Origin of the sequence: Oceanibaculum indicum P24, from assembly GCF_000299935.1 — a bacterium.
GTDB lineage: Bacteria > Pseudomonadota > Alphaproteobacteria > Oceanibaculales > Oceanibaculaceae > Oceanibaculum > Oceanibaculum indicum.
Genome location: NZ_AMRL01000009.1, coordinates 59,788 through 77,050 on the forward strand (window position 1 = coordinate 59,788; position 17,263 = coordinate 77,050).

Annotated in this window: 20 protein-coding genes; 8 read left to right on the top strand and 12 right to left on the bottom strand. The window is 66.2% G+C overall.

Translation table 11 applies throughout. From position 1 onward, the window contains the following. Nucleotides 1–16 precede the first annotated feature (16 nt). Genes puhA through idi form a run of 8 tightly spaced genes read left to right on the top strand, consistent with a single transcriptional unit; the run spans nt 17 to nt 6,072 of the window. On the top strand, nt 17–793 hold the full coding sequence (puhA, locus tag P24_RS09100; protein ID WP_008944418.1) for a photosynthetic reaction center subunit H: 777 nt from the start codon (nt 17–19) through the stop codon (nt 791–793). Continuing rightward, nucleotides 790–1,464, top strand: a complete 675-nt coding sequence (gene puhB, locus P24_RS09105) for a photosynthetic complex putative assembly protein PuhB (RefSeq protein ID WP_008944419.1) — start codon at nt 790–792, stop codon at nt 1,462–1,464. Before puhA ends, puhB begins: the two co-directional genes overlap by 4 nt. Before the next feature lie 9 nt (nt 1,465–1,473). Next, a complete protein-coding gene (puhC, locus tag P24_RS09110) occupies nt 1,474–1,968 on the top strand; it encodes a photosynthetic complex assembly protein PuhC (RefSeq protein ID WP_008944420.1) in 495 nt (164 codons plus the stop codon). After that, nucleotides 1,965–2,261 (top strand): hypothetical protein, encoded by a 297-nt coding sequence (locus P24_RS09115; protein ID WP_008944421.1) that lies wholly within the window; start codon nt 1,965–1,967, stop codon nt 2,259–2,261. Before puhC ends, P24_RS09115 begins: the two co-directional genes overlap by 4 nt. Further along, nucleotides 2,258–3,367: a magnesium-protoporphyrin IX monomethyl ester (oxidative) cyclase gene (acsF, locus tag P24_RS09120; protein WP_202802377.1), complete on the top strand. Its 1,110-nt coding sequence runs from the start codon at nt 2,258–2,260 to the stop codon at nt 3,365–3,367. Before P24_RS09115 ends, acsF begins: the two co-directional genes overlap by 4 nt. 9 nt (nt 3,368–3,376) lie before the next feature. After that, nucleotides 3,377–4,261: a putative photosynthetic complex assembly protein PuhE gene (gene puhE / locus P24_RS09125; protein ID WP_008944423.1), complete on the top strand. Its 885-nt coding sequence runs from the start codon at nt 3,377–3,379 to the stop codon at nt 4,259–4,261. Nucleotides 4,262–4,274: 13 nt separating this feature from the next. Next, the gene (gene hemA, locus P24_RS09130) at nt 4,275–5,492 is read left to right on the top strand and encodes a 5-aminolevulinate synthase (protein ID WP_008944424.1); all 1,218 of its coding nucleotides are present in this window, start codon (nt 4,275–4,277) and stop codon (nt 5,490–5,492) included. 31 nt (nt 5,493–5,523) lie between these two features. After that, nucleotides 5,524–6,072, top strand: a complete 549-nt coding sequence (gene idi / locus P24_RS09135; RefSeq protein ID WP_008944425.1) for an isopentenyl-diphosphate delta-isomerase — start codon at nt 5,524–5,526, stop codon at nt 6,070–6,072. 94 nt (nt 6,073–6,166) lie between these two features. Here the strand turns inward: idi and pufC are convergent, their stop codons facing one another. From pufC to P24_RS09190, 12 genes are all read right to left on the bottom strand, one after another. Continuing rightward, nucleotides 6,167–7,327: a photosynthetic reaction center cytochrome PufC gene (gene pufC, locus P24_RS09140; protein WP_008944426.1), complete on the bottom strand. Its 1,161-nt coding sequence runs from the start codon at nt 7,325–7,327 to the stop codon at nt 6,167–6,169. A gap of 11 nt (nt 7,328–7,338) precedes the next feature. Next, nucleotides 7,339–8,301: a photosynthetic reaction center subunit M gene (gene pufM, locus P24_RS09145; RefSeq protein WP_040707193.1), complete on the bottom strand. Its 963-nt coding sequence runs from the start codon at nt 8,299–8,301 to the stop codon at nt 7,339–7,341. Between the two features lie 19 nt (nt 8,302–8,320). Then, nucleotides 8,321–9,166 (bottom strand): photosynthetic reaction center subunit L, encoded by an 846-nt coding sequence (pufL, locus tag P24_RS09150; protein ID WP_008944428.1) that lies wholly within the window; start codon nt 9,164–9,166, stop codon nt 8,321–8,323. Between the two features lie 111 nt (nt 9,167–9,277). Continuing rightward, the gene (pufA, locus tag P24_RS09155; protein ID WP_040707164.1) at nt 9,278–9,475 is read right to left on the bottom strand and encodes a light-harvesting antenna LH1, alpha subunit; all 198 of its coding nucleotides are present in this window, start codon (nt 9,473–9,475) and stop codon (nt 9,278–9,280) included. An 11-nt stretch (nt 9,476–9,486) separates the two neighbouring features. Further along, nucleotides 9,487–9,708, bottom strand: coding sequence for a light-harvesting antenna LH1, beta subunit (gene pufB, locus P24_RS09160; RefSeq protein ID WP_008944430.1), 222 nt, complete (start codon nt 9,706–9,708; stop codon nt 9,487–9,489). A 118-nt stretch (nt 9,709–9,826) separates the two neighbouring features. After that, nucleotides 9,827–10,033, bottom strand: coding sequence for a hypothetical protein (locus tag P24_RS20010; protein ID WP_156816239.1), 207 nt, complete (start codon nt 10,031–10,033; stop codon nt 9,827–9,829). Between the two features lie 76 nt (nt 10,034–10,109). Further along, complete coding sequence (bchZ, locus tag P24_RS09165) at nt 10,110–11,561, bottom strand: chlorophyllide a reductase subunit Z (RefSeq protein ID WP_008944431.1); 1,452 nt, start codon at nt 11,559–11,561, stop codon at nt 10,110–10,112. Beyond that, nucleotides 11,555–13,105, bottom strand: a complete 1,551-nt coding sequence (gene bchY / locus P24_RS09170) for a chlorophyllide a reductase subunit Y (protein ID WP_008944432.1) — start codon at nt 13,103–13,105, stop codon at nt 11,555–11,557. Before bchY ends, bchZ begins: the two co-directional genes overlap by 7 nt. 15 nt (nt 13,106–13,120) lie before the next feature. Beyond that, nucleotides 13,121–14,128, bottom strand: coding sequence for a chlorophyllide a reductase iron protein subunit X (locus tag P24_RS09175; protein WP_008944433.1), 1,008 nt, complete (start codon nt 14,126–14,128; stop codon nt 13,121–13,123). After that, nucleotides 14,125–15,063, bottom strand: a complete 939-nt coding sequence (gene bchC, locus P24_RS09180; RefSeq protein ID WP_008944434.1) for a chlorophyll synthesis pathway protein BchC — start codon at nt 15,061–15,063, stop codon at nt 14,125–14,127. Before bchC ends, P24_RS09175 begins: the two co-directional genes overlap by 4 nt. Nucleotides 15,064–15,168: 105 nt before the next feature. Continuing rightward, nucleotides 15,169–16,335, bottom strand: a complete 1,167-nt coding sequence (locus P24_RS09185; RefSeq protein WP_008944435.1) for a methyltransferase — start codon at nt 16,333–16,335, stop codon at nt 15,169–15,171. A 7-nt stretch (nt 16,336–16,342) separates the two neighbouring features. Further along, nucleotides 16,343–17,212: a polyprenyl synthetase family protein gene (locus tag P24_RS09190; protein ID WP_008944436.1), complete on the bottom strand. Its 870-nt coding sequence runs from the start codon at nt 17,210–17,212 to the stop codon at nt 16,343–16,345. Between the last annotated feature and the right edge of the window lie 51 nt (nt 17,213–17,263).

A 17,263-nucleotide genomic window follows, 5' to 3' on the forward strand; every position in this document is an offset into this window, starting at 1 on the left:
ACGGGAGGAGAGGATCATGACTGGATCACTCGTAGGCAGCATCGATGTGGCACAGATGGTGCTGTACGCGTTCTGGGTGTTTTTCGCCGGGCTGGTCTGGTACCTGCGCCAGGAGGACCGGCGCGAGGGCTATCCTCTGGAGGAGGATGTGACGGGCCGCTACAACAAGAACCCGTTCCTGTTCATCCCGCCGAAGAAGACCTTCGTGCTGCCGCATGGGCACGGCACCGTTGACGCGCCGAACTTCAAGCGCGACGAGCGGCCCTTGTCCGCGCGCCGCATCGCCCCGGCGCCGGGCTATCCCATCGAGCCGGTCGGCAACCCGCTGCTGGCGGGCGTCGGCCCCGGCTCCTGGGCTGAGCGCGCGGAACGGCCGGACATCACATCGCATGGCGATGCGCGCATCGTGCCGATGCGGCTGGCCGAGGGCTTTGCCATCGCCGAGGGCGAGGTGGAGCCGCGCGGACTTCAGGTCGTCGGCTGTGACGGCAAGGTGGGCGGCACGGTCGCCGATGTCTGGGTGGACCGCGCCGAACATCTGATCCGCTATTACGAGGTGGCGGTGGGCGAGGGCAGGACGGTCCTGCTGCCGAACAATTTCGTGGTGGTCCGCCGCGGCCGTGGCGGCGTGCGCCAGCTCTATGTGCATGCGATCACCGCCGAACAGTTCGCCGATGTGCCGGCCACCGCGCAGCCCGAGACCGTGACCCTGCGCGAGGAGGACAAGATCGCCGCCTATTACGGCGCCGGCCTGCTCTACGCCCTGCGCAACCGGCAGGAGTCGGTGCTATGAGGCAGGAAGTCATCGCCCGCGAGCATGAGATCGAGCCGGTTCCGGGCCTGCCCGAGCGGCTGCCCGATGGCGAGGTGATGCTGTGGCAGGGCAAGCCCGACGCAAGGCTGGTCGCGCGCCGGGTCATGAAGAGCCGCTGGATCGGTGGCTACTTCCTCATCCTCGCGGCCTGGGCGGGCACGGCAGGCCTGTATGACGGCCAGCCGCTGGGCGGCATCCTGTTTTCCATCGCGGTGCTGATCGCACTGGCGGCGGTGCTGCTGGGGCTGCTCGAGCTGTTCGCCTGGGCGGTCGAGCGCACCACGCTTTACACCATCACCAGCGAGCGCGTGGTGATGCGCTTCGGCGTGGCGCTCTCGATGACGCTGAACCTGCCATACAATCGCGTCAGCGCGGTCTCCATCCGCCGCCTCGGCGGCAAGGCCGGAAACCTCGCCATCCAGCTGCCGCCGGGCCATCGCCTGTCCTGGCTGATCCAGTGGCCGCATGTGCGCGGCTGGCGTTTTGCCGAGCCGGAGCCGTCGCTGATCTGCCTGCCGGACGCGGATAAGGCAGGCGACATTCTGGCGCTGGCGATTGCACAGTACCGCAGCCGACATTCCGAACATCCGCGGCTGGCCACAGCACGCCCAGCCTCTGGCATGGCGGGCATCGCGGTGGCGGCGGAGTAGGAGGGGCACATGGCGCGGGTATCGCATCTCGGCTATCTCGGCGACCGCACGGGGAAGAAGCCCAATATCTTCCCGGCGAAGATCCTGGTCGCGGCCATCGCCCTGCTGGTCTTCACCGCCGGGGCGGTGCTATTCGGCCAGCTGACCGGCATCGGCACCGTGCGGGTGGACTCAGGCTCGCCCGTGGCGATCCGCGACATCGTGATCCTGCGCACGGCAGAGGACGAGGTGATCGTCCGCGATGCGGCAGGCGGTGGCGAGATTGCGCGCTACGAAACGGAAAAGGGCGGCTTCGTGCGCGGCTCCCTGCGCGCCTTCGCCCGGATGCGCCAGGTGGCGAATGTGCCGCTGGACGCCCCCTACCGGCTGATCCGGTGGGAAAGCGGACAGGTCAGCCTGTCCGACACGGCAACCGGGGAGCGCATCTATCTGGAGGCGTTCGGCCGGGACAATGCCGCCGCCTTCGCCGTGCTGCTGGAGCGCCGGGAAGGAGGCAAGCGATGATCGAGCTGCTGCGCCGCACCGAGACGCATGACTGCACGGTGGAGATCAACAACACCTTCGATGCCTTCGGCGCGCATGTGCGCTTCGATGACGGCACCATCATCCATCCCGGCGACGAGGTTCTGGTCCACGGCGCCCCGATCTCCATCCCCTATGGCGAGAGTCGCAGCTTCCAGCGCCGTGCCACGATCACGCGGGCAGGCCTGCTGGAGCGCACCTGGGCGCGCCTGACCGGCGACCTGGAGATGCTGGAACTCTGTGAATTCAGTTTCACCGAAAGGACATTGTCATGAGCGATCAAGCCATGCTGGCCGATCCGTTCTCCTCTCCCTCCGGTGCAGGGGGACGAAAGGCAGTGGTCAATGATTCGACGCGCAGCGCGCTGGTCTCCACCATGCTGTCGCCGCGCTTCTACACCACCGATTTCGAGGAGATGGACCGGATCGACATTTCCTCGGTGCGCGAGGAGTGGGACGCGCTGATGGTCCGCTTCCGGGACGACCCCAATCGCGGGCATTTCAAGCGCAACGCCGACTGGGAAGATATCGATATCGATGAGCTGCCCGACGATCTGCGCGAGGAGTTCAAGGATTTCCTGATCTCCTCCCTGACCTCGGAATTTTCCGGCTGCGTGCTCTACAAGGAGATGAAGCGCCGGGGCACCAACAAGGAAATCTGCGACCTGTTCGGCTATATGAGCCGCGACGAATCCCGCCATGCCGGCTTCATCAACGATGTACTGAAGGATTTCGGCATCGGCGTGAATATGGGCTTTCTCGCCAAGGCGAAGAAGTACACCTTCTTCAAGCCGAAATTCATCTATTACGCGACCTACCTGTCCGAGAAGATCGGCTATGCCCGCTACATCACCATCTACCGGCATCTGGAGAAGCATCCGGAGCAGCGCTTCCATCCGATCTTCAAATGGTTCAAGGAGTGGTGCAACGACGAGTTCACCCATGGCGAGGCGTTCTCGCTGATCATCCGCTCCGACCCGAAGCTGACGCGCGGGCACAACAAGCTGTGGATCAAGTTCTTCCTGCTGGCCGTGTTCGCCACCATGTATGTGCGCGACCATATGCGCCCGGCCTTCCACAGGGGCCTCGGCGTCGATATCGACGAGTACGACATGCGGGTGCTGCGGCTCACCAGCGAGATATCGAGGCAGTGCTTCCCGCTGGTGCTGGATTTCGACAATCCCGCACTGGTCGAAGGGCTGCGGCGGATGGAGCGCATCAACCAGCGGGCCCAGGCCGCTGCTGCCTCGGGCGGTATCGGCGGGCGCATCGGCAAGGCCTTCTGGGGTCTGGCCGCCGGGGTGAACTTCCTGCGCCTCTATATGATCCCCAGCGTGCCGAACACGCTGCCCGAAACCTCGCGCCTGCAGCCGATCTGGTAGGGACGCCCCATGGACCTCGCCCACCCGGTCACCGTCATTCTGATCGCGATCGCCACCTGGTGGCTGTCGACCGGTCTGGTGCTGGCGATGGTCCACCGCGCCGAGCGGGGCGGCTGGCGGCCGGTGACGGTGCTGGGGCTGATGACGCTGGCCGGGGCTGCCGGCGTGGCGCTGATGCTGGAAGGCGGGGCGAATCCCACGCCGATGGGCTCCTACACCGGCTTCATGGGCGCGCTGCTGGTCTGGGCCTGGCATGAGGTTGCCTTCCTGACCGGCGTGCTGACCGGCCGGCGCGGCGATTGCCCGCCGGGGCTGACGGGCCTCGCCCGCTTCCAGGCGGCCTGGCGGGCGGTGCGCGACCATGAGCTGGCCATCCTGGCGACCGGCATTGGCCTGTGGCTGCTGCTGGCCGAGGCGCCGAACCGGTTCGGCCTCACCGCCTTCGGCCTGCTGTGGGGCATGCGGATTTCAGCCAAGCTGCTGATCTTCCTGGGCGCGCCGCACGCAGTCAGCGACCTTATGCCGCGCGGAATTTCGCATCTGAAGAGTTATTTCAATACCGGGCGGCTGACACCGGTATTTCCTGTGCTGCTGGCGATTGCCGGCGGGCTGTTCCTGGTGCTGGTACTGGGGGCGAGCCGGGCGGTGCAGGATTATTCCACTGTTGGCCATATTCTGCTGGCGACCTTCATGGCGCTGGCGATCATCGAGCATTTGATACTTGTCGTGCCGGTCTCTGATACAGCACTCTGGCGCTGGGCTCTGCCAAGAACACAAGAGGCAAAGCCCCGAAAGGAAGCCCCGCAAGGTTCCCCGCCGCTGGACGAGATGGCGCGTCTTGGCCTCCCCCGCAAGGAACGGGCGGATGGCCGGCTGGGCATGAGCGAAACCTAGGGAGGACGGAGCGATGGATATTCAGCGGCATATGGAGCAGGCGCTTGCCACCTTGCGGACAGACGGCAATTACCGTGTGTTCGCGGAGCTGGAACGCCAGTGCGATGCCTTCCCGCGCGCGACCGTCCATGAGGGCGAGGGCGGCACCCGGGAGGTGACCGTCTGGTGCTCCAACGATTATCTGGGCATGGGGCAGCATCCGGTGGTGACGGAGCGGATGACGGAGATCATCCGCAAGTGCGGCGCCGGCGCCGGCGGCACGCGCAACATCTCGGGCACCAACCACTATCACGTGATGCTGGAGCGCGAGCTGGCCGACCTGCACGGCAAGGAGGCGGCGCTGATCTTCACCTCCGGCTATGTCTCCAACTGGGCGTCGCTGGGCACGCTGCTGTCGAACATTCCCGGCATCATCGTCTATTCAGACGCGCTGAATCACGCCTCCATGATCGAGGGCATCCGGCATTCGCGCTGCACCAAGCGGGTCTTCCGGCACAATGACTACCGCCATCTGCGCGAGCTGATGGCCGCCGACGATCCTGCCGCGCCGAAGATGGTCGCCTTCGAGAGCGTCTATTCGATGGATGGCGATATCGCGCCGATCAAGGAGATCTGCGACGTCGCCGACGAATTCGGCGCCATCACCTATCTGGACGAGGTGCATGCGGTCGGCATGTACGGCCCGCGCGGCGGCGGCGTTGCCGAGCGCGAGGGGCTGATGGACCGGCTGACCGTCATCGAGGGCACACTTGGCAAGGCGTTCGGCGTGATGGGCGGCTACATCACCGGCTCCGCCACGCTGATCGATTTCGTGCGTTCCTTCTCTTCGGGCTTCATTTTCACCACCGCCCTGCCGCCGGCCCTGGCCGCCGGGGCGACCGCCGCGATCCGCCATCTGAAGACCAGCGGCCTGGAGCGCCGGAAGCACCAGGAAGCGGTCGCCAAGGTGCGCGCCGCGCTGGACCGAAAGGGCATCCCGCACATGCCCAACCCCAGCCATATCGTGCCGGTGATGGTCGGCAATGCGGCGAAGTGCAAATGGCTCTCCGACGTGCTGATGCGCGACTACGCCATCTATGTGCAGCCGATCAACTATCCGACGGTGCCGGTGGGCACGGAGCGGCTGCGCATCACGCCGACGCCGCTGCACACCGACGCGGATATCCGTCATCTGGCCGAGGCGCTGAGCGCGCTGTGGTCGCAATGCGCGCTGTCGCGGGCCGTGGCCTGAGCAGAGCCGGCCTGATCGCGGCGCTATCTCCATGAACGGGGGAGACATCATCATTCCGGCGGTTGCCGGGGATGGTTCCCTCTATCCGGTGGAAAAGATGCAGGCCCATATAGACGGGGTCCTGCATCTTGCCGTGTCCGTCTTCGTGTTCGACGGTGATTTGTTGCTGGTCCAGCGCCGTGCCGCCGGCAAGTATCACTGCCCCGGCCTGTGGGCCAACAGCTGCTGCACCCATCCCAACTGGAACGAATCGCTGGAGATGTCCGCCGCGCGGCGCCTGCGGGAGGAGCTTGGCATCACCCTGCCGCTGACCCGCCATGCCACGGTCGAGTACAACGCGCCGGTCGGCCGCGGGCTGCGCGAGCATGAGCGGGTGACCTTCTTCAGCGGCCAGGCCGACCGCCGGCAGCTGGAGGTCGCGCCGGCGCCGGCCGAGGTCGAGGCGGTGGACTGGATCGATCGCTTCGAGCTGCGGCGCGCGGTGCTGAACCGGCCTGAGCGTTTCGCGCCCTGGCTGCGGATCTATCTGGAGCTGTTCCCCACACTGGATCTCGGGCAGTCCCTGCCGGCCTCCTCCTGAGCGCCGGCTTTCTTTTCCCGGTCACAACGAATCTGCATAAAAAAGGGGGGAGCCCGAAGGCTCCCCCAGAAGGCGACAAGAGGGAGGGAGTTCCTCAGTCGCTGGCTGATTTCTGTGCGCCCGGAATGGCGGCCAGGGCCGTGCCCGCAGGGGCGGGGATGGCACTCTGCCGGCCCGGTGCCAGGGTCTGGGTCGTGCCCGGCTGGTAGGTCGAGAAGTCCGGCACGTCGGTTGCCCCCTTCTTGCCCAGCGAGTCGCGGTAGGCATCCATCATCGAGGCGCCGTAGAGCGGCTTCTGCACGCCATTGTGGCAGGTGCCGCAGCCGACCTTGAAGACATCGCCCTCCGGCCCCTTGCGGGTATCCGGGAAGACCGGAGTCAGCCCTTCCATGTAAGTCAGGTTCAGGGCGCGGGTCATCTGGATGCCATGCCAGGCGGTCACGCGCTGCGGCGGGCTCTGGTCCCAGTCGTTGAAGGCGCGGGAATTGTGGCAGGTCATGCAGTTGGCGCCGAGCGATTCCGACATGTGCATCATCAGCGACCAGGTGCCCTCGGTCTCCTTGACCCCGGCCGGATTGGTGCCGGACGGCAGGGCGGTCAGCGTATGCACGCGGATCGGCTTGTCGTTCAGCAGGTAGTCCATCAGCGCGTTCTGCGGCAGCGAGCTGTTGCCGGCGAATTTCGCCACGACATTCTGTCCGGCCCGGTTCTGGGTCATGTTGCCCGCTGGCTTCGGCTCCATGTCCTTGTACCAGTAGGACACCGGCACTGCCTGCCCGCGATGGCAGGTGTAGCAGGTCGCCCCGGTGGCGCCGACATGGCTGTTCCAGTCGGTGTTGATGGTCTGCGTCATCTGGATCATGCGCCGGGCCACCACCTTGGTATAGACCTCGTCGGAGGCTAGGTTCTCCGGGTTGTGGCAGTAGTTGCAGCCGGCTTCCGGCGCCACCCATTCGGTGATCGAGGCCATGAACTGGTTGAACTGATCGTCCGACAGGTCACCCAGCACCTGGACATTTTCATAGATGGTGCCGGCCTTGTCGCCGTCCGGGCTGGCTTCCCAGGGGGCGGGCGGGGCGACATTGGCCGCCTTCAGCGCCTCCTGCTTCTCGACATCGCGGTGGACGAACATGCCCGTGCCGCGATAGCCGACCTGCTCGGTCTGCACCGGCGGGGCGTCCCAGCCGGCGCCGACGAAGCTGGCAATGGCGAGGAGGGTTCCGGCGGAAGCCGCAAAGGGGATCCACAGATTCATCGCCTGTCTCCTTACCGGGCCGGATCGACGACGCCCGGATAGATATCCGGAAGCGGCGAGACGAGGCCGTGATTGATGCCCCACAGGTACCAGTTATCCACGACGGTACCGGTGAGCAGGATGCCGATGCCGCCGGTCAGCGGCGTCAGGATGGCGAACCACCAGGCCCAGCGATGGACCGATTCCATGGTGGCGTTGAAGCCCATGGTCCAGCGCCAGAACAGCGCTGCCCGCTCCGAGGCCGTGCCGCGGTCGGTGATCTGCTCCAGCTCGCGCTCGCCGCCATATTTGCCGACGGCCAGGATGGTGGCGCCATGCATGGCGAACAGCAGGACCGAGCCGTACAGGAACACGATCGACAGGCAATGGAACGGGTTGTAGTAGAGGTTGCCGTAGCGGATCGAGAAGGCCGCCGTCCAGTCGAGATGGGGGAAGATGCCGAACGGCACGGCTTCCGAGAAATTGCCCATCAGCAGCGGCCGGATGAAGCCCAGCACCAGGAACAGCCAGATGGCCGAGGCGAAGGCCCAGGCGATATGGGTGCCCATCTCCAGCTGGCGGGCGCGGCGATAGACCCGGACCCACCACAGGATGACCGACAGCGTCAGGAAGAAGCCGGCGATCAGCCACCAGCCGCCTTCCGCCAGCGGCGGCAGTACCTTCAGCCCGTATTCGGCTGCCGGTGGCTCAAGGCCCAGCCAGAACAGCTGGCGCACGAACTCGATCGGGTCCCAGCCGACCGAGGCCAGCATGTTGAGACCGATGATCTCGAAGCCGATCAGGCCGAACACCAGCGACAGGGTGCCGAGATAGCCCAGATAGATCGGGCCGATCTGGGCATTGCCGATCTTGCCGATCCAGCGGACGAAGAAGGGTTTGCCGGTGCGCGGGCTGTCGCCACGCGGCAGGGGCATGCCCTCCTCGGCGGGGCCGCTGACCTGCACGGCGGTGATGATATTCTGATATTGGCTCATGAACATGGTACGGCCCTCCTCAGAACCAGACCGGCAGGTTCAGCCACCAGTTCCACCATTGCGGCCAGCCCTGGTTCCAGAACGGCCCGCTGATGACGATGCAGACCGCGCTCCAGAAGCCGGCATTCAGGGCCAGGATCAGACCCAGCCGGTGAATGCCCAGCGTGCCGATCGAATAGCCAATGATGTCGCGGAAGAAGGTGTCCTCATGCTCCGGCGTCTTCACCTCGGCGCGGGTACCCGGCTCGTCGCGCGACTCGCCCGGATTGGCGGCCGACAGGATCAGCCCGCCATGCAGTGCCAGCGCCAGCGTCGTGGTGAAGAAGAACGACACCGCGATCATGTGCGCCGGGTTGTAATGGAAGTGCAGATACTGGTAGCCGACGTTCGACACCCAATCGAGATGACTGAAGATGCCGTAGGGGAAGCCATGCCCCCAGGCGCCCAGCAGCAGCGGCCGGAAGACGACCAGGGTGGCGTAGGCGAAGATTGCGAAGGAAAAGGCGAAGGGCACGTGATAGCCGATGCCCAGCTTCCGGCAGATCTCGACTTCGCGCAGCGCCCAGGAAATGAAGGCGCCCAGCGCGCAGATGGTGATGATCTGCCACAGCCCGCCTTCCTTCAGTGGGGCCAGAGCCAGGCCATAGGAAATGTCGGGCGGGGCGATGGAAATCTGCCAGATGTTCCAGGTCGGCCCCAGTGCCGCGCCATAGATGATGAGGGCGGTGCCCAGGGCCGCGAAGAAGGCCGTGGTCACGCCAAAGAAGCCGACGTAGAACGGGCCCACCCAGAAATCGAACAGATCTCCTCCGAGCAGCGTTCCGCCGCGCACGCGATATTTGCGTTCAAAACTCAGCAGCGCCATGGTGCGTCTCCTCCGGAGCTGTTCAGCCGGCTGGCGATACCAGTCGTTCTTATTGAGGGCTGATGGCGGGCGGGGCCGATTGCGCGACCGCGCCCGCCACCATCGCGGTTTTCAGCCGATGCGCCGCAGATCCACGTCCTGAGAGAGGGTCTGCTCCGACATGCTGGACTGAAGGGGCTTGCCTTCCAGCCAGTTGAAGCGGTCCGTGCTCAACAGGATGAAGTGGATCAGGATCGCGAGGGTGAAAAGAAATGCGGACAGTGCGACCAGCGCCTTGCGCGGATCGAACATGAGCCAGATTCTCCACATGTCCCGTCCTCCTATGCGATCATCGACAGCAGCGTCCGGGCCGTCTCGGTAGCGCCTTCAAGAGACGCGTAGCCGTTCGGCCCCGGGATCCAGGGGCGCCACATCCAGACCAGGATATGCGCGACGATCGCAATCGCCGTGAATATCATGAAGCCTTGGATGAAGAAGCCGTGGACCTCGCGTGCTTCACTTTCGGTCAGACCCGAAAGCGAAACGTTTGATGAGTCCGCCATCAAATTCACCTCCTTGCCTCGAATGCCGCGGCACCCCCGCGGCCGGGTTCGGGATGGTCCTCCAGGGAAGGCCGCCCCGAGGCTTCACCGGCGTCGAGGACACCGGCGAATGTGCGGGCTATGCGTGGAACGCGTAGCCGACAACGGCGTGGGCCGAGGCGCGGGCCTCGGCGAAAACGGATTGGCCGGGGGCATCGTCCCCGTGCCGGAACACGCGGCCGATCCGGGCCGCCATGGCGACCAGGAGGCACAGCGGATAGACCAGCAGCAGCAGCCTGCCCATCGTGACGCGATCCGATTCGCGGTCACGGTGGTAACTCCGCACGGATTGTCCGTTTTCTGTCGCAGAGATCATGATGTTGCCTCCCTTCGGATCAGGCCTTCTGTCATCGGGGCGTTGCTCATGCGTAGGCTCCGATGGATTGCGCGGCATGATCGACATGCCGCTTGGCGACTTCCGCCGCATCGAGGCGACGTGCCTCGCGCTCGGCGGCGTCGCGCAGACGTTTGGCGGCGGAAATCCGCGCCAGAACCGGTTCCCTGTTGATGCGGTCGGCCAGTGCCGCATGGGCCTCGTCGGTCCAGGGCAGCTCGCCCTGCGGACGGGCGGCGGTCGCCTCGATGGCGTCTAGCTCATTGGCGTGCGGCAGGATGTCGAACAGCACGTCGAACAGGGAATTGCAGACTTCCTGGATCATCCAGGACGCCCCGGAATAGCCCATGACCGGCGTGCCGGTGTGGCGCCGCACGATGGCACCGGGGTAGGACAACTGGATGAACCGCCCGCGCCCCCTGGTCTCGGCCAGGTACATGCGCTCGTTGAAGGAGCCGAACAGGATCATCGGCGTCTTCGACAGGGTGAGGTCGCGGACCGACACATTGTCGGTCTTCGCGCCTGGCTTGCGCGGCACCGCGAAGCTGCAGGGCAGGCCCATTTCCTCTTCCAGGAAGAACCGCACGCCGCGCGTATAGGTCTCGTTGGCGACGATGGCGAAGCTGGCGGTGGCGAAGAAATCCTGGGTGACGGAGCGCCACAAATCCCACAGCGGCTTCAGCGTGGTGTGCTTCTCGCGCGTGATGAAGGGCTCCGGGTCGAGGCCCAGCAGTTCGCCCAGCTGGCGCAGGAAGGATGTGGTGGACTGGATGCCGATGGGCGCCTGCAGATAGGGCCGGTCCAGCGTCTCGCACAGCAGCCGGCCGAATTCGCGGTAGAGGCAGATATTCACCTCGGCATCGGCCAGCCGGCGCACATCGTCCACATGGCTGCCGAGCGGGAAGATCATGTTGATCTCCGCGCCGATGCCTTCCACCAGCCGGCGGATTTCCGCCAGGTCGGAGGGCATGTTGTAGGTTCCGTAGATCGGCCCGATGATGTTGACCCTGGGCTTTGCCCCTTCCGCGCGCTTGCGCGCCGCCGGCACCTTGCCGCCCTTGGGTCCGAACTCGGTCCACAGCCATTTCATCGCGCGGTCGGCGCTCTGCCACTGGTCCTCGTCGATGGTGCGCGGCAGGAAGCGCACGATGTTGGAGCCCTCGGGCGTCACGCCGCCGCCGATCATCTCGGCGATGGAGCCGGTGACGACCACCGCCGGCAGGTCGGGGTCCAGCGCCTGGCGGGCGCGCTTCATGGCGCCCTCGGTGCCGTGCTGGCCCAGCTCGTCCTCGGACAGGCCGCTGACCACGATGGGCAGTTCATGCGGCGGCAGCGCATCGGTGTAGTGCAGCACCGAGGTGACCGGCAGATTCTCGCAGCCTACCGGCCCGTCGATGATGACCTGCAGCCCCTTGATCGCGGTGAAGGCATAGACGCTGCCCCAGTAGCCGCCGGCCCTGTCATGGTCGAGGATCAGCATCCGACGCTCTCCCCACTGTCCACGGCGTTGCGCGACTGTCTGGTGCGCGCGGCGTATTTCTTGCGGTAGGCGCTGCGATCCTCCGGTACGTCCTGCCAGATGCCCGCCGTGTCGCCGCTGCCCACCCCCTCGAAGAAGGCGTTCATGGCGTCGAACCGGGACTTGTTGGCGATGGCGGCGTTGATGACCGCCGGCAGGGAGGCGACGCCCGCCGGGCCCATCAGTGGCCGGGCCGAGATCAGGTTGGTGAAGTACAGCGCCGGGATCGCCGCTTCCTTCGCCTTCTGAACCACCGGGGTGGTACCGATGGCGAGGTCGGGGCGGAATTCCTCGAAGGCGGCGATGTCCTGCTCCAGCGAGGCGCGGAACCGCAGCTCCACACCCTTTGCCGCCAGCCATTCGGCATCGGCAGCATTGTATTTCGTCTTCGGGCAGGCGGTGCCGACATAGCGCAGATCGGCGCCCAGCTCGACCAGTAGCCGGCCGACCAGCAGCTCGGAACCTTCATAGCCCGACAGGGTGATCCGGCCCTTGATGCGGTTGCCGGCCAATGCGGCCCCGATGGCGCCGCGCATAGCGTTGCGGCTGGCATCGATCTTCGCTTGGGCAACGCCGCAGGCAGCGCCGATGGCCGACAGCCAGGCATCCGTCCCCTCCAGCCCGACCGGGGCGGAGCCGACGATATCGCGGCCCGCCGCCGTGAATTCGCGGAAGCTGGCGGTGTAGAAGGGATGGATGCCGGCCACCACCGCGCAGTCCAAAGCACCATAGAGATCGCGCCATTCCCGCACTGGCACGGTCGGTCCGGCGGCCAGCCCCATCGGGTCCAGCATCGCGCCGATGACCACCGGATCGGCCGGGAACACCTCGCCCACCAGCGTCACGGTCGGCTTGTCCTGCCGGTTGCCGCGCGGGCGCTGCACCGGCCCGGACGCGGCTTCCTGCCGCGCATAGGCCAGCATGGCGCCGGATAGCACATCCTTCGCCTCGGCATGGGTCGGCACGCCGAAGCCCGGCACGTCGATCCCGACGATGCGCACGCCGTTGATATCCTTCGGCAGCATCTGCAGCGGCACGCCCGAGGCGGTGGGCACACACAGATTGGTGACGATCAGCGCGTCGAACTTCGCCGGATCGGCCATCAGATGGACGGCATCCACGATGTCCTCGTACAGCTTGCCGGTGACCAGCGTCTCCGAGCTGAAGGGCACATAGCCGACCGACCGCTTCGCGCCATAGAAGTGCGAGGTGAAGGTCAGGCCATACACGCAGCAGGCCGATCCCGACAGGATAGTGCCGACGCGGCGCATGCGCAGCCCGACGCGCAGCGAGCCGAAGGCCGGGCACATGGATTGCGGCTGGTCGTGCGGGCCTTTCGGATAGTCGGTCTCGAACCGGTCCATCAGCGCGTCGTTGCCGGCGGCGCGGGCGGCCGCCCTGGACAGTTCCGCCCCGCCATGACAGCCGGCAGCGCTGCTGTCCGCGACCGGTGAAGCGGTATCGCGGAGCGTGTCGCGGTCAAGCTGGAGGGTGAGGTCGTCCATAAGATGTGCCTCGGCTCAGACGGTGTCGTAGATGACTTCGAGGGACGGCTTGTTCAGCGCGCCGGCCGGGCACATGTCTTCCGCCGTGGCCGGAATGAGCCTGTAATCGGCACCGGTCTGGCTGGAGTCGAACAGCCCCAGCAGCCCGTCCTGGTCGAGTGGCGTCGGCAGAACCGGCGGGGCTTCCGCGAGGTTGATCGATAATGCCTCGAACAGCGGGCCCCATTGCGAATCGGGCGAGCCGATGATCTGGTAATTGGCGCTCTTGCGGCGGATATCCTCGTCCTGCGGAATCGCCGCCAGGACCGGGATGCCGACCGCCTCTGCGAAGGCCTGCGCCTCGCCGGTGCCGTCATCCTTGTTGATGACCAGCCCGGCGACGCCGACATTGCCGCCCAGATTGCGGAAATACTTCACCGCCGAGCAGACATTGTTGGCGACATAGAGTGATTGCAGGTCGTTCGAGCCGACGACGACGACCTTCTGGCACATGTCGCGGGCGATCGGCAGGCCGAAGCCGCCGCACACCACGTCGCCCAGGAAGTCGAGCAGGACATAGTCGAAGTCCCAGTCGTGGAAGCCCAGCTTCTCCAGCGTCTCGAAGCCGTGGATGATGCCGCGCCCGCCGCAGCCGCGCCCGACTTCCGGGCCGCCCAGCTCCATGGCGAACACGCCGTCGCGCTTGAAGCAGACATCGGAGATGCTGACCTCCAGCCCGGCTTCCTTGCGCTGCGAGGCGGTCTGGATGATGGTCGGGCAGGCGCGCCCGCCGAACAGCAGCGAGGTGGTGTCGCTCTTCGGGTCGCAGCCGATCAGCAGCACCTTCTTGCCCAGCCGCGCCAGCATGTAGGACAGGTTGGCCAGCGTGAAGCTCTTGCCGATGCCGCCCTTGCCGTAGATCGCGATGATCTGGGTTTCCTTGGTCACCGGGCCGGTTGCCGGGGCATCGGGCTCGATGGCGGCTTCCGCGCGCAGATCCTGGTGCATGTCACGGCGGGCAGCGGCGCCTGTGTCGAGTTTCATGCGGCATTCCTCCAGTCGATCACCATTTTCAGGCAGCTTCGGTCGGTGAAGGCTGTCCGATAGGCGGTCTGCGCCTGTTGTGGCGCTGCGTGATGGGTGATGAGGCCGGCCAGCGACAGGCGCTGCGCCTCGATGAGGCTCAGCACGGCCTGGATGTCGGCGGGCCGGAACTCGGCGGCGATGGAAACGGAAATCTCGCGCATGAAAGCCGGCACGAAGCCGAAGGACACGCGCTCGCCATAGAAGCCGGCCAGCACCACCTCGCCACCCTTACCGAGGCGGGCGATGGCGGCATCGAGGGCGGCCATATTGCCGCTGGCCTCGATGGCGGCGGCATAGCGGCCAGACACATCCTCCGACGGATCGATAACCGGATAGAGCCCGCCGCTGTCGCGGCGCTCGGAGGCGGTCTCCCAGACGGTCGGCGGCTCGTGGCCCTGCGCGGTGATGATGCGTGCTGCTAGCCGCCCGACGACGCCATGGCCGATCACCAGCCCCGGTGCCTGGCGGGCCCTGCTGACGGCATTGTGCGCCGTAGCGGCCAGGGCCAGCAGGGTGGCCTCCTCGGCGATCTGCGGATCGACCGGCACGGTGCGCGCGCCGGCAACGACCAGCCGCGCCGCGTTGGCGCCGAACAGGCCAGCCGCGTCGGTATAGCAGCTGGCGCCGGGTACGAAGATCGTCTCGCCTACACGCCGCCCGGAAGCGGGGCCGGCCTCGATCACCCGCGCTACCGACTCATAGCCGGGAACCAGCGGGTAGCCCATGCCAGGGAAGCTGGGCATGGCGCCTTCATAGAGGAGTTTTTCGGTGCCGGTGGAAATGCCGCTGAACAGGGTTTCAGCAACGACATCGCCTTCACCGGGCCGGCTGAGCGACACGCGCCGGACGTCGAGCGTCCCAGGCCTCTCGAAAACGATAGCGTCGGTTTGCATGACTTGTGTCCTTTCGGACAGCAGAAACCCAAATGCGTACTGTCATAGTAAATTTACATTTAAGAGTGTCAATTAATATTTACACATTAAGGATGGAATCTGCCGTCAACGGCGCGCAACAATCAGCGTTGCGAGTAGCGGATTGGCGGTCTGTACGATGCGGGGCGCCTGGAATCCGGCCTCTGTCAGCAGGGCCATGATGTCGCCCGTGCCGCGGCAGCGACCGGACCCCATGGCGAGGAAGTAGAGCGAGAAATAGCTGGCCGCGAGGCGTGCGCCCTCTGACGGGCCGGCCATCGCTTCCGCCACCACCAGATGCGTGCCGGGCTTCAGGGAGCGGTGCAGGTTACCGAGGATGCGGCGGGCCCGGTCATCATCATGGTCGCACAGGATGCGGATCAGGGTGACGCAGTCGGAATCATTGGGGAGGGGAGTTTGGACGAAGTCGCCGCCCTGCACGCGGCTGCGGCCCGCCAAGCCCTGTTCAGCCAGATGCTGTTGCGCCCGTTCCGCGACGGCGGGCAGGTCGAACAGCCGTAATTCGAGCGCAGGATGCGCCCCGCCGGCCTCGGCCAGGAAGGCGCCATCGCCGCCGCCGATATCCAGCAGGCAGCGATACCGGCTGAAATCATGCGCGCCCAGCACGCAATCGGCGATCATCGCCTGGCTGAGCCGCATGAGGGATGAATAGGGGGCCACCGCTGCCGTATCCAGCCCGGCGGCATCCCCGCCGCGCGCATAGGCCCAGAAGCGGGCAAGCTCGGTGTCGCCTGCCGTGCCGCGCAGCAGCCCGTCGAGATCGCCGAGGTCACGGTAGAAAATGTCATGGTGGCGGATCATCGCGGCCAGCCCGGCATCGCCCGCGATCACCGCGCCGGCATCGTCCAGCATCCAGAAATCCGGCGCCATCTCGCGGACCAGCGCCAGCCGTTCGGCCTGCTCCAGCAGCAGCCGCAGCCGCGCGGGATCGAGGCCGCAGGCCTGTGCCAGCGCGCCGGTCGTCTGGCCGCCATCTGCAAGCAGGCCGAACAGGTCCAGCCGCACGCAGCTGCCGAGGATCTGGCTGTGGACGAAACCGGCGGTCAGCCGGAACAGATGGTTGGCCTTGCGGTTGGCGATCCATCGGGCAACTGGCAGGCGGGCCATCAGCCGCCGGAAGCCGGGCGAGCCGATCTGGCGATTGCGCCAGTGCCGCAGGCGGATCGCCAGCGACGGTGGCGGGGCCGGTTGCGTCTCCCGCGCGGGTTCCGCTATGCCGGCGCCGCCTGCCATGGCGGGCCTAGGCGGCGCTGGCGGGCAGCTTGGCCGGCATCAGACGCGTCGCCTCCTTGCGGATCATTGCCTTCATGCTCTCCGCGCCGGGGCAGTCCGGCACATTGTCCGCCGCCGTCTCGACCAGCTTGCGCAGATGTCGCAGCGTATCCTCGACACCCAGCTGGGCGACGATGTTCGGCTTGCCGTTACGCTGATCCTGCCCGGCCGGCTTGCCCATGCTGCCGGTTTCGCCAACCGTGTCGTAGAGATCGTCGGCCACCTGATAGGCCGCGCCCAGCGCCTTGGCGAGGGCGATCCAGTCACGCGGATTGCCGGAGGCGGCAATGGCACCGGCCGAGACCGCGCCCACAAACAGGGAGGCCGTCTTGGCCTGGTGATAACTGCCGAGATGCATGTCCGGCTCGCTCTCCCAGGCTTGACCGGCGACAAGCCCGTGCGGTGATCCAACCGCCGTGGCGATGGTGGCGACCAGCGGCGCGGTCAGCGCGGGTGTCAGCATGGTCTCCCGCGCCAGCGTCTCGAAGGCGGCCACGATCAGCCCGTCACCGGTCAGCAGCGCGATCTCCTCGCCGAAGGCGACATGAACGGTCGGCTTGTCACGGCGCACCGCCGCATCGTCGAAGCAGGGCATGTCGTCATGCACCAGCGAGGCGCAATGCAGCAGCTCGATGGCCACCGCCGCCGCCGTCGCCGCGCGGGCGTGCCGGTCGCCGCAGGCCAGCGCCACCGCAAGGCACAGTCGGGGCCGGATGCGAGCGCCGCCTGGGAAGACCGCGTGGCGCAGCGCGCCGGCCAGCTTCGCCGGGCAGCGGCCCGATGTGGAATGATGCAAGGCCATGTGAAGGCCGGTCTCGATGCGCTCAGCGATATCCATGGGCGGTCTCCCTGCGCACGTTTGTAAATTTACTTATACATAGTGTACTGT

Coding starts and splice junctions, on each gene's coding strand:
- puhA (WP_008944418.1), top strand. CDS start 17: ATGACTGGATCACTCGTAGGCAGCATCGATGTGGCACAGATGGTGCTG.
- puhB (WP_008944419.1), top strand. CDS start 790: ATGAGGCAGGAAGTCATCGCCCGCGAGCATGAGATCGAGCCGGTTCCG.
- puhC (WP_008944420.1), top strand. CDS start 1,474: ATGGCGCGGGTATCGCATCTCGGCTATCTCGGCGACCGCACGGGGAAG.
- P24_RS09115 (WP_008944421.1), top strand. CDS start 1,965: ATGATCGAGCTGCTGCGCCGCACCGAGACGCATGACTGCACGGTGGAG.
- acsF (WP_202802377.1), top strand. CDS start 2,258: ATGAGCGATCAAGCCATGCTGGCCGATCCGTTCTCCTCTCCCTCCGGT.
- puhE (WP_008944423.1), top strand. CDS start 3,377: ATGGACCTCGCCCACCCGGTCACCGTCATTCTGATCGCGATCGCCACC.
- hemA (WP_008944424.1), top strand. CDS start 4,275: ATGGATATTCAGCGGCATATGGAGCAGGCGCTTGCCACCTTGCGGACA.
- idi (WP_008944425.1), top strand. CDS start 5,524: ATGAACGGGGGAGACATCATCATTCCGGCGGTTGCCGGGGATGGTTCC.
- pufC (WP_008944426.1), bottom strand. CDS start 7,327: ATGAATCTGTGGATCCCCTTTGCGGCTTCCGCCGGAACCCTCCTCGCC.
- pufM (WP_040707193.1), bottom strand. CDS start 8,301: ATGAGCCAATATCAGAATATCATCACCGCCGTGCAGGTCAGCGGCCCC.
- pufL (WP_008944428.1), bottom strand. CDS start 9,166: ATGGCGCTGCTGAGTTTTGAACGCAAATATCGCGTGCGCGGCGGAACG.
- pufA (WP_040707164.1), bottom strand. CDS start 9,475: ATGTGGAGAATCTGGCTCATGTTCGATCCGCGCAAGGCGCTGGTCGCA.
- pufB (WP_008944430.1), bottom strand. CDS start 9,708: ATGGCGGACTCATCAAACGTTTCGCTTTCGGGTCTGACCGAAAGTGAA.
- bchZ (WP_008944431.1), bottom strand. CDS start 11,561: ATGCTGATCCTCGACCATGACAGGGCCGGCGGCTACTGGGGCAGCGTC.
- bchY (WP_008944432.1), bottom strand. CDS start 13,105: ATGGACGACCTCACCCTCCAGCTTGACCGCGACACGCTCCGCGATACC.
- P24_RS09175 (WP_008944433.1), bottom strand. CDS start 14,128: ATGAAACTCGACACAGGCGCCGCTGCCCGCCGTGACATGCACCAGGAT.
- bchC (WP_008944434.1), bottom strand. CDS start 15,063: ATGCAAACCGACGCTATCGTTTTCGAGAGGCCTGGGACGCTCGACGTC.
- P24_RS09185 (WP_008944435.1), bottom strand. CDS start 16,335: ATGGCAGGCGGCGCCGGCATAGCGGAACCCGCGCGGGAGACGCAACCG.
- P24_RS09190 (WP_008944436.1), bottom strand. CDS start 17,212: ATGGATATCGCTGAGCGCATCGAGACCGGCCTTCACATGGCCTTGCAT.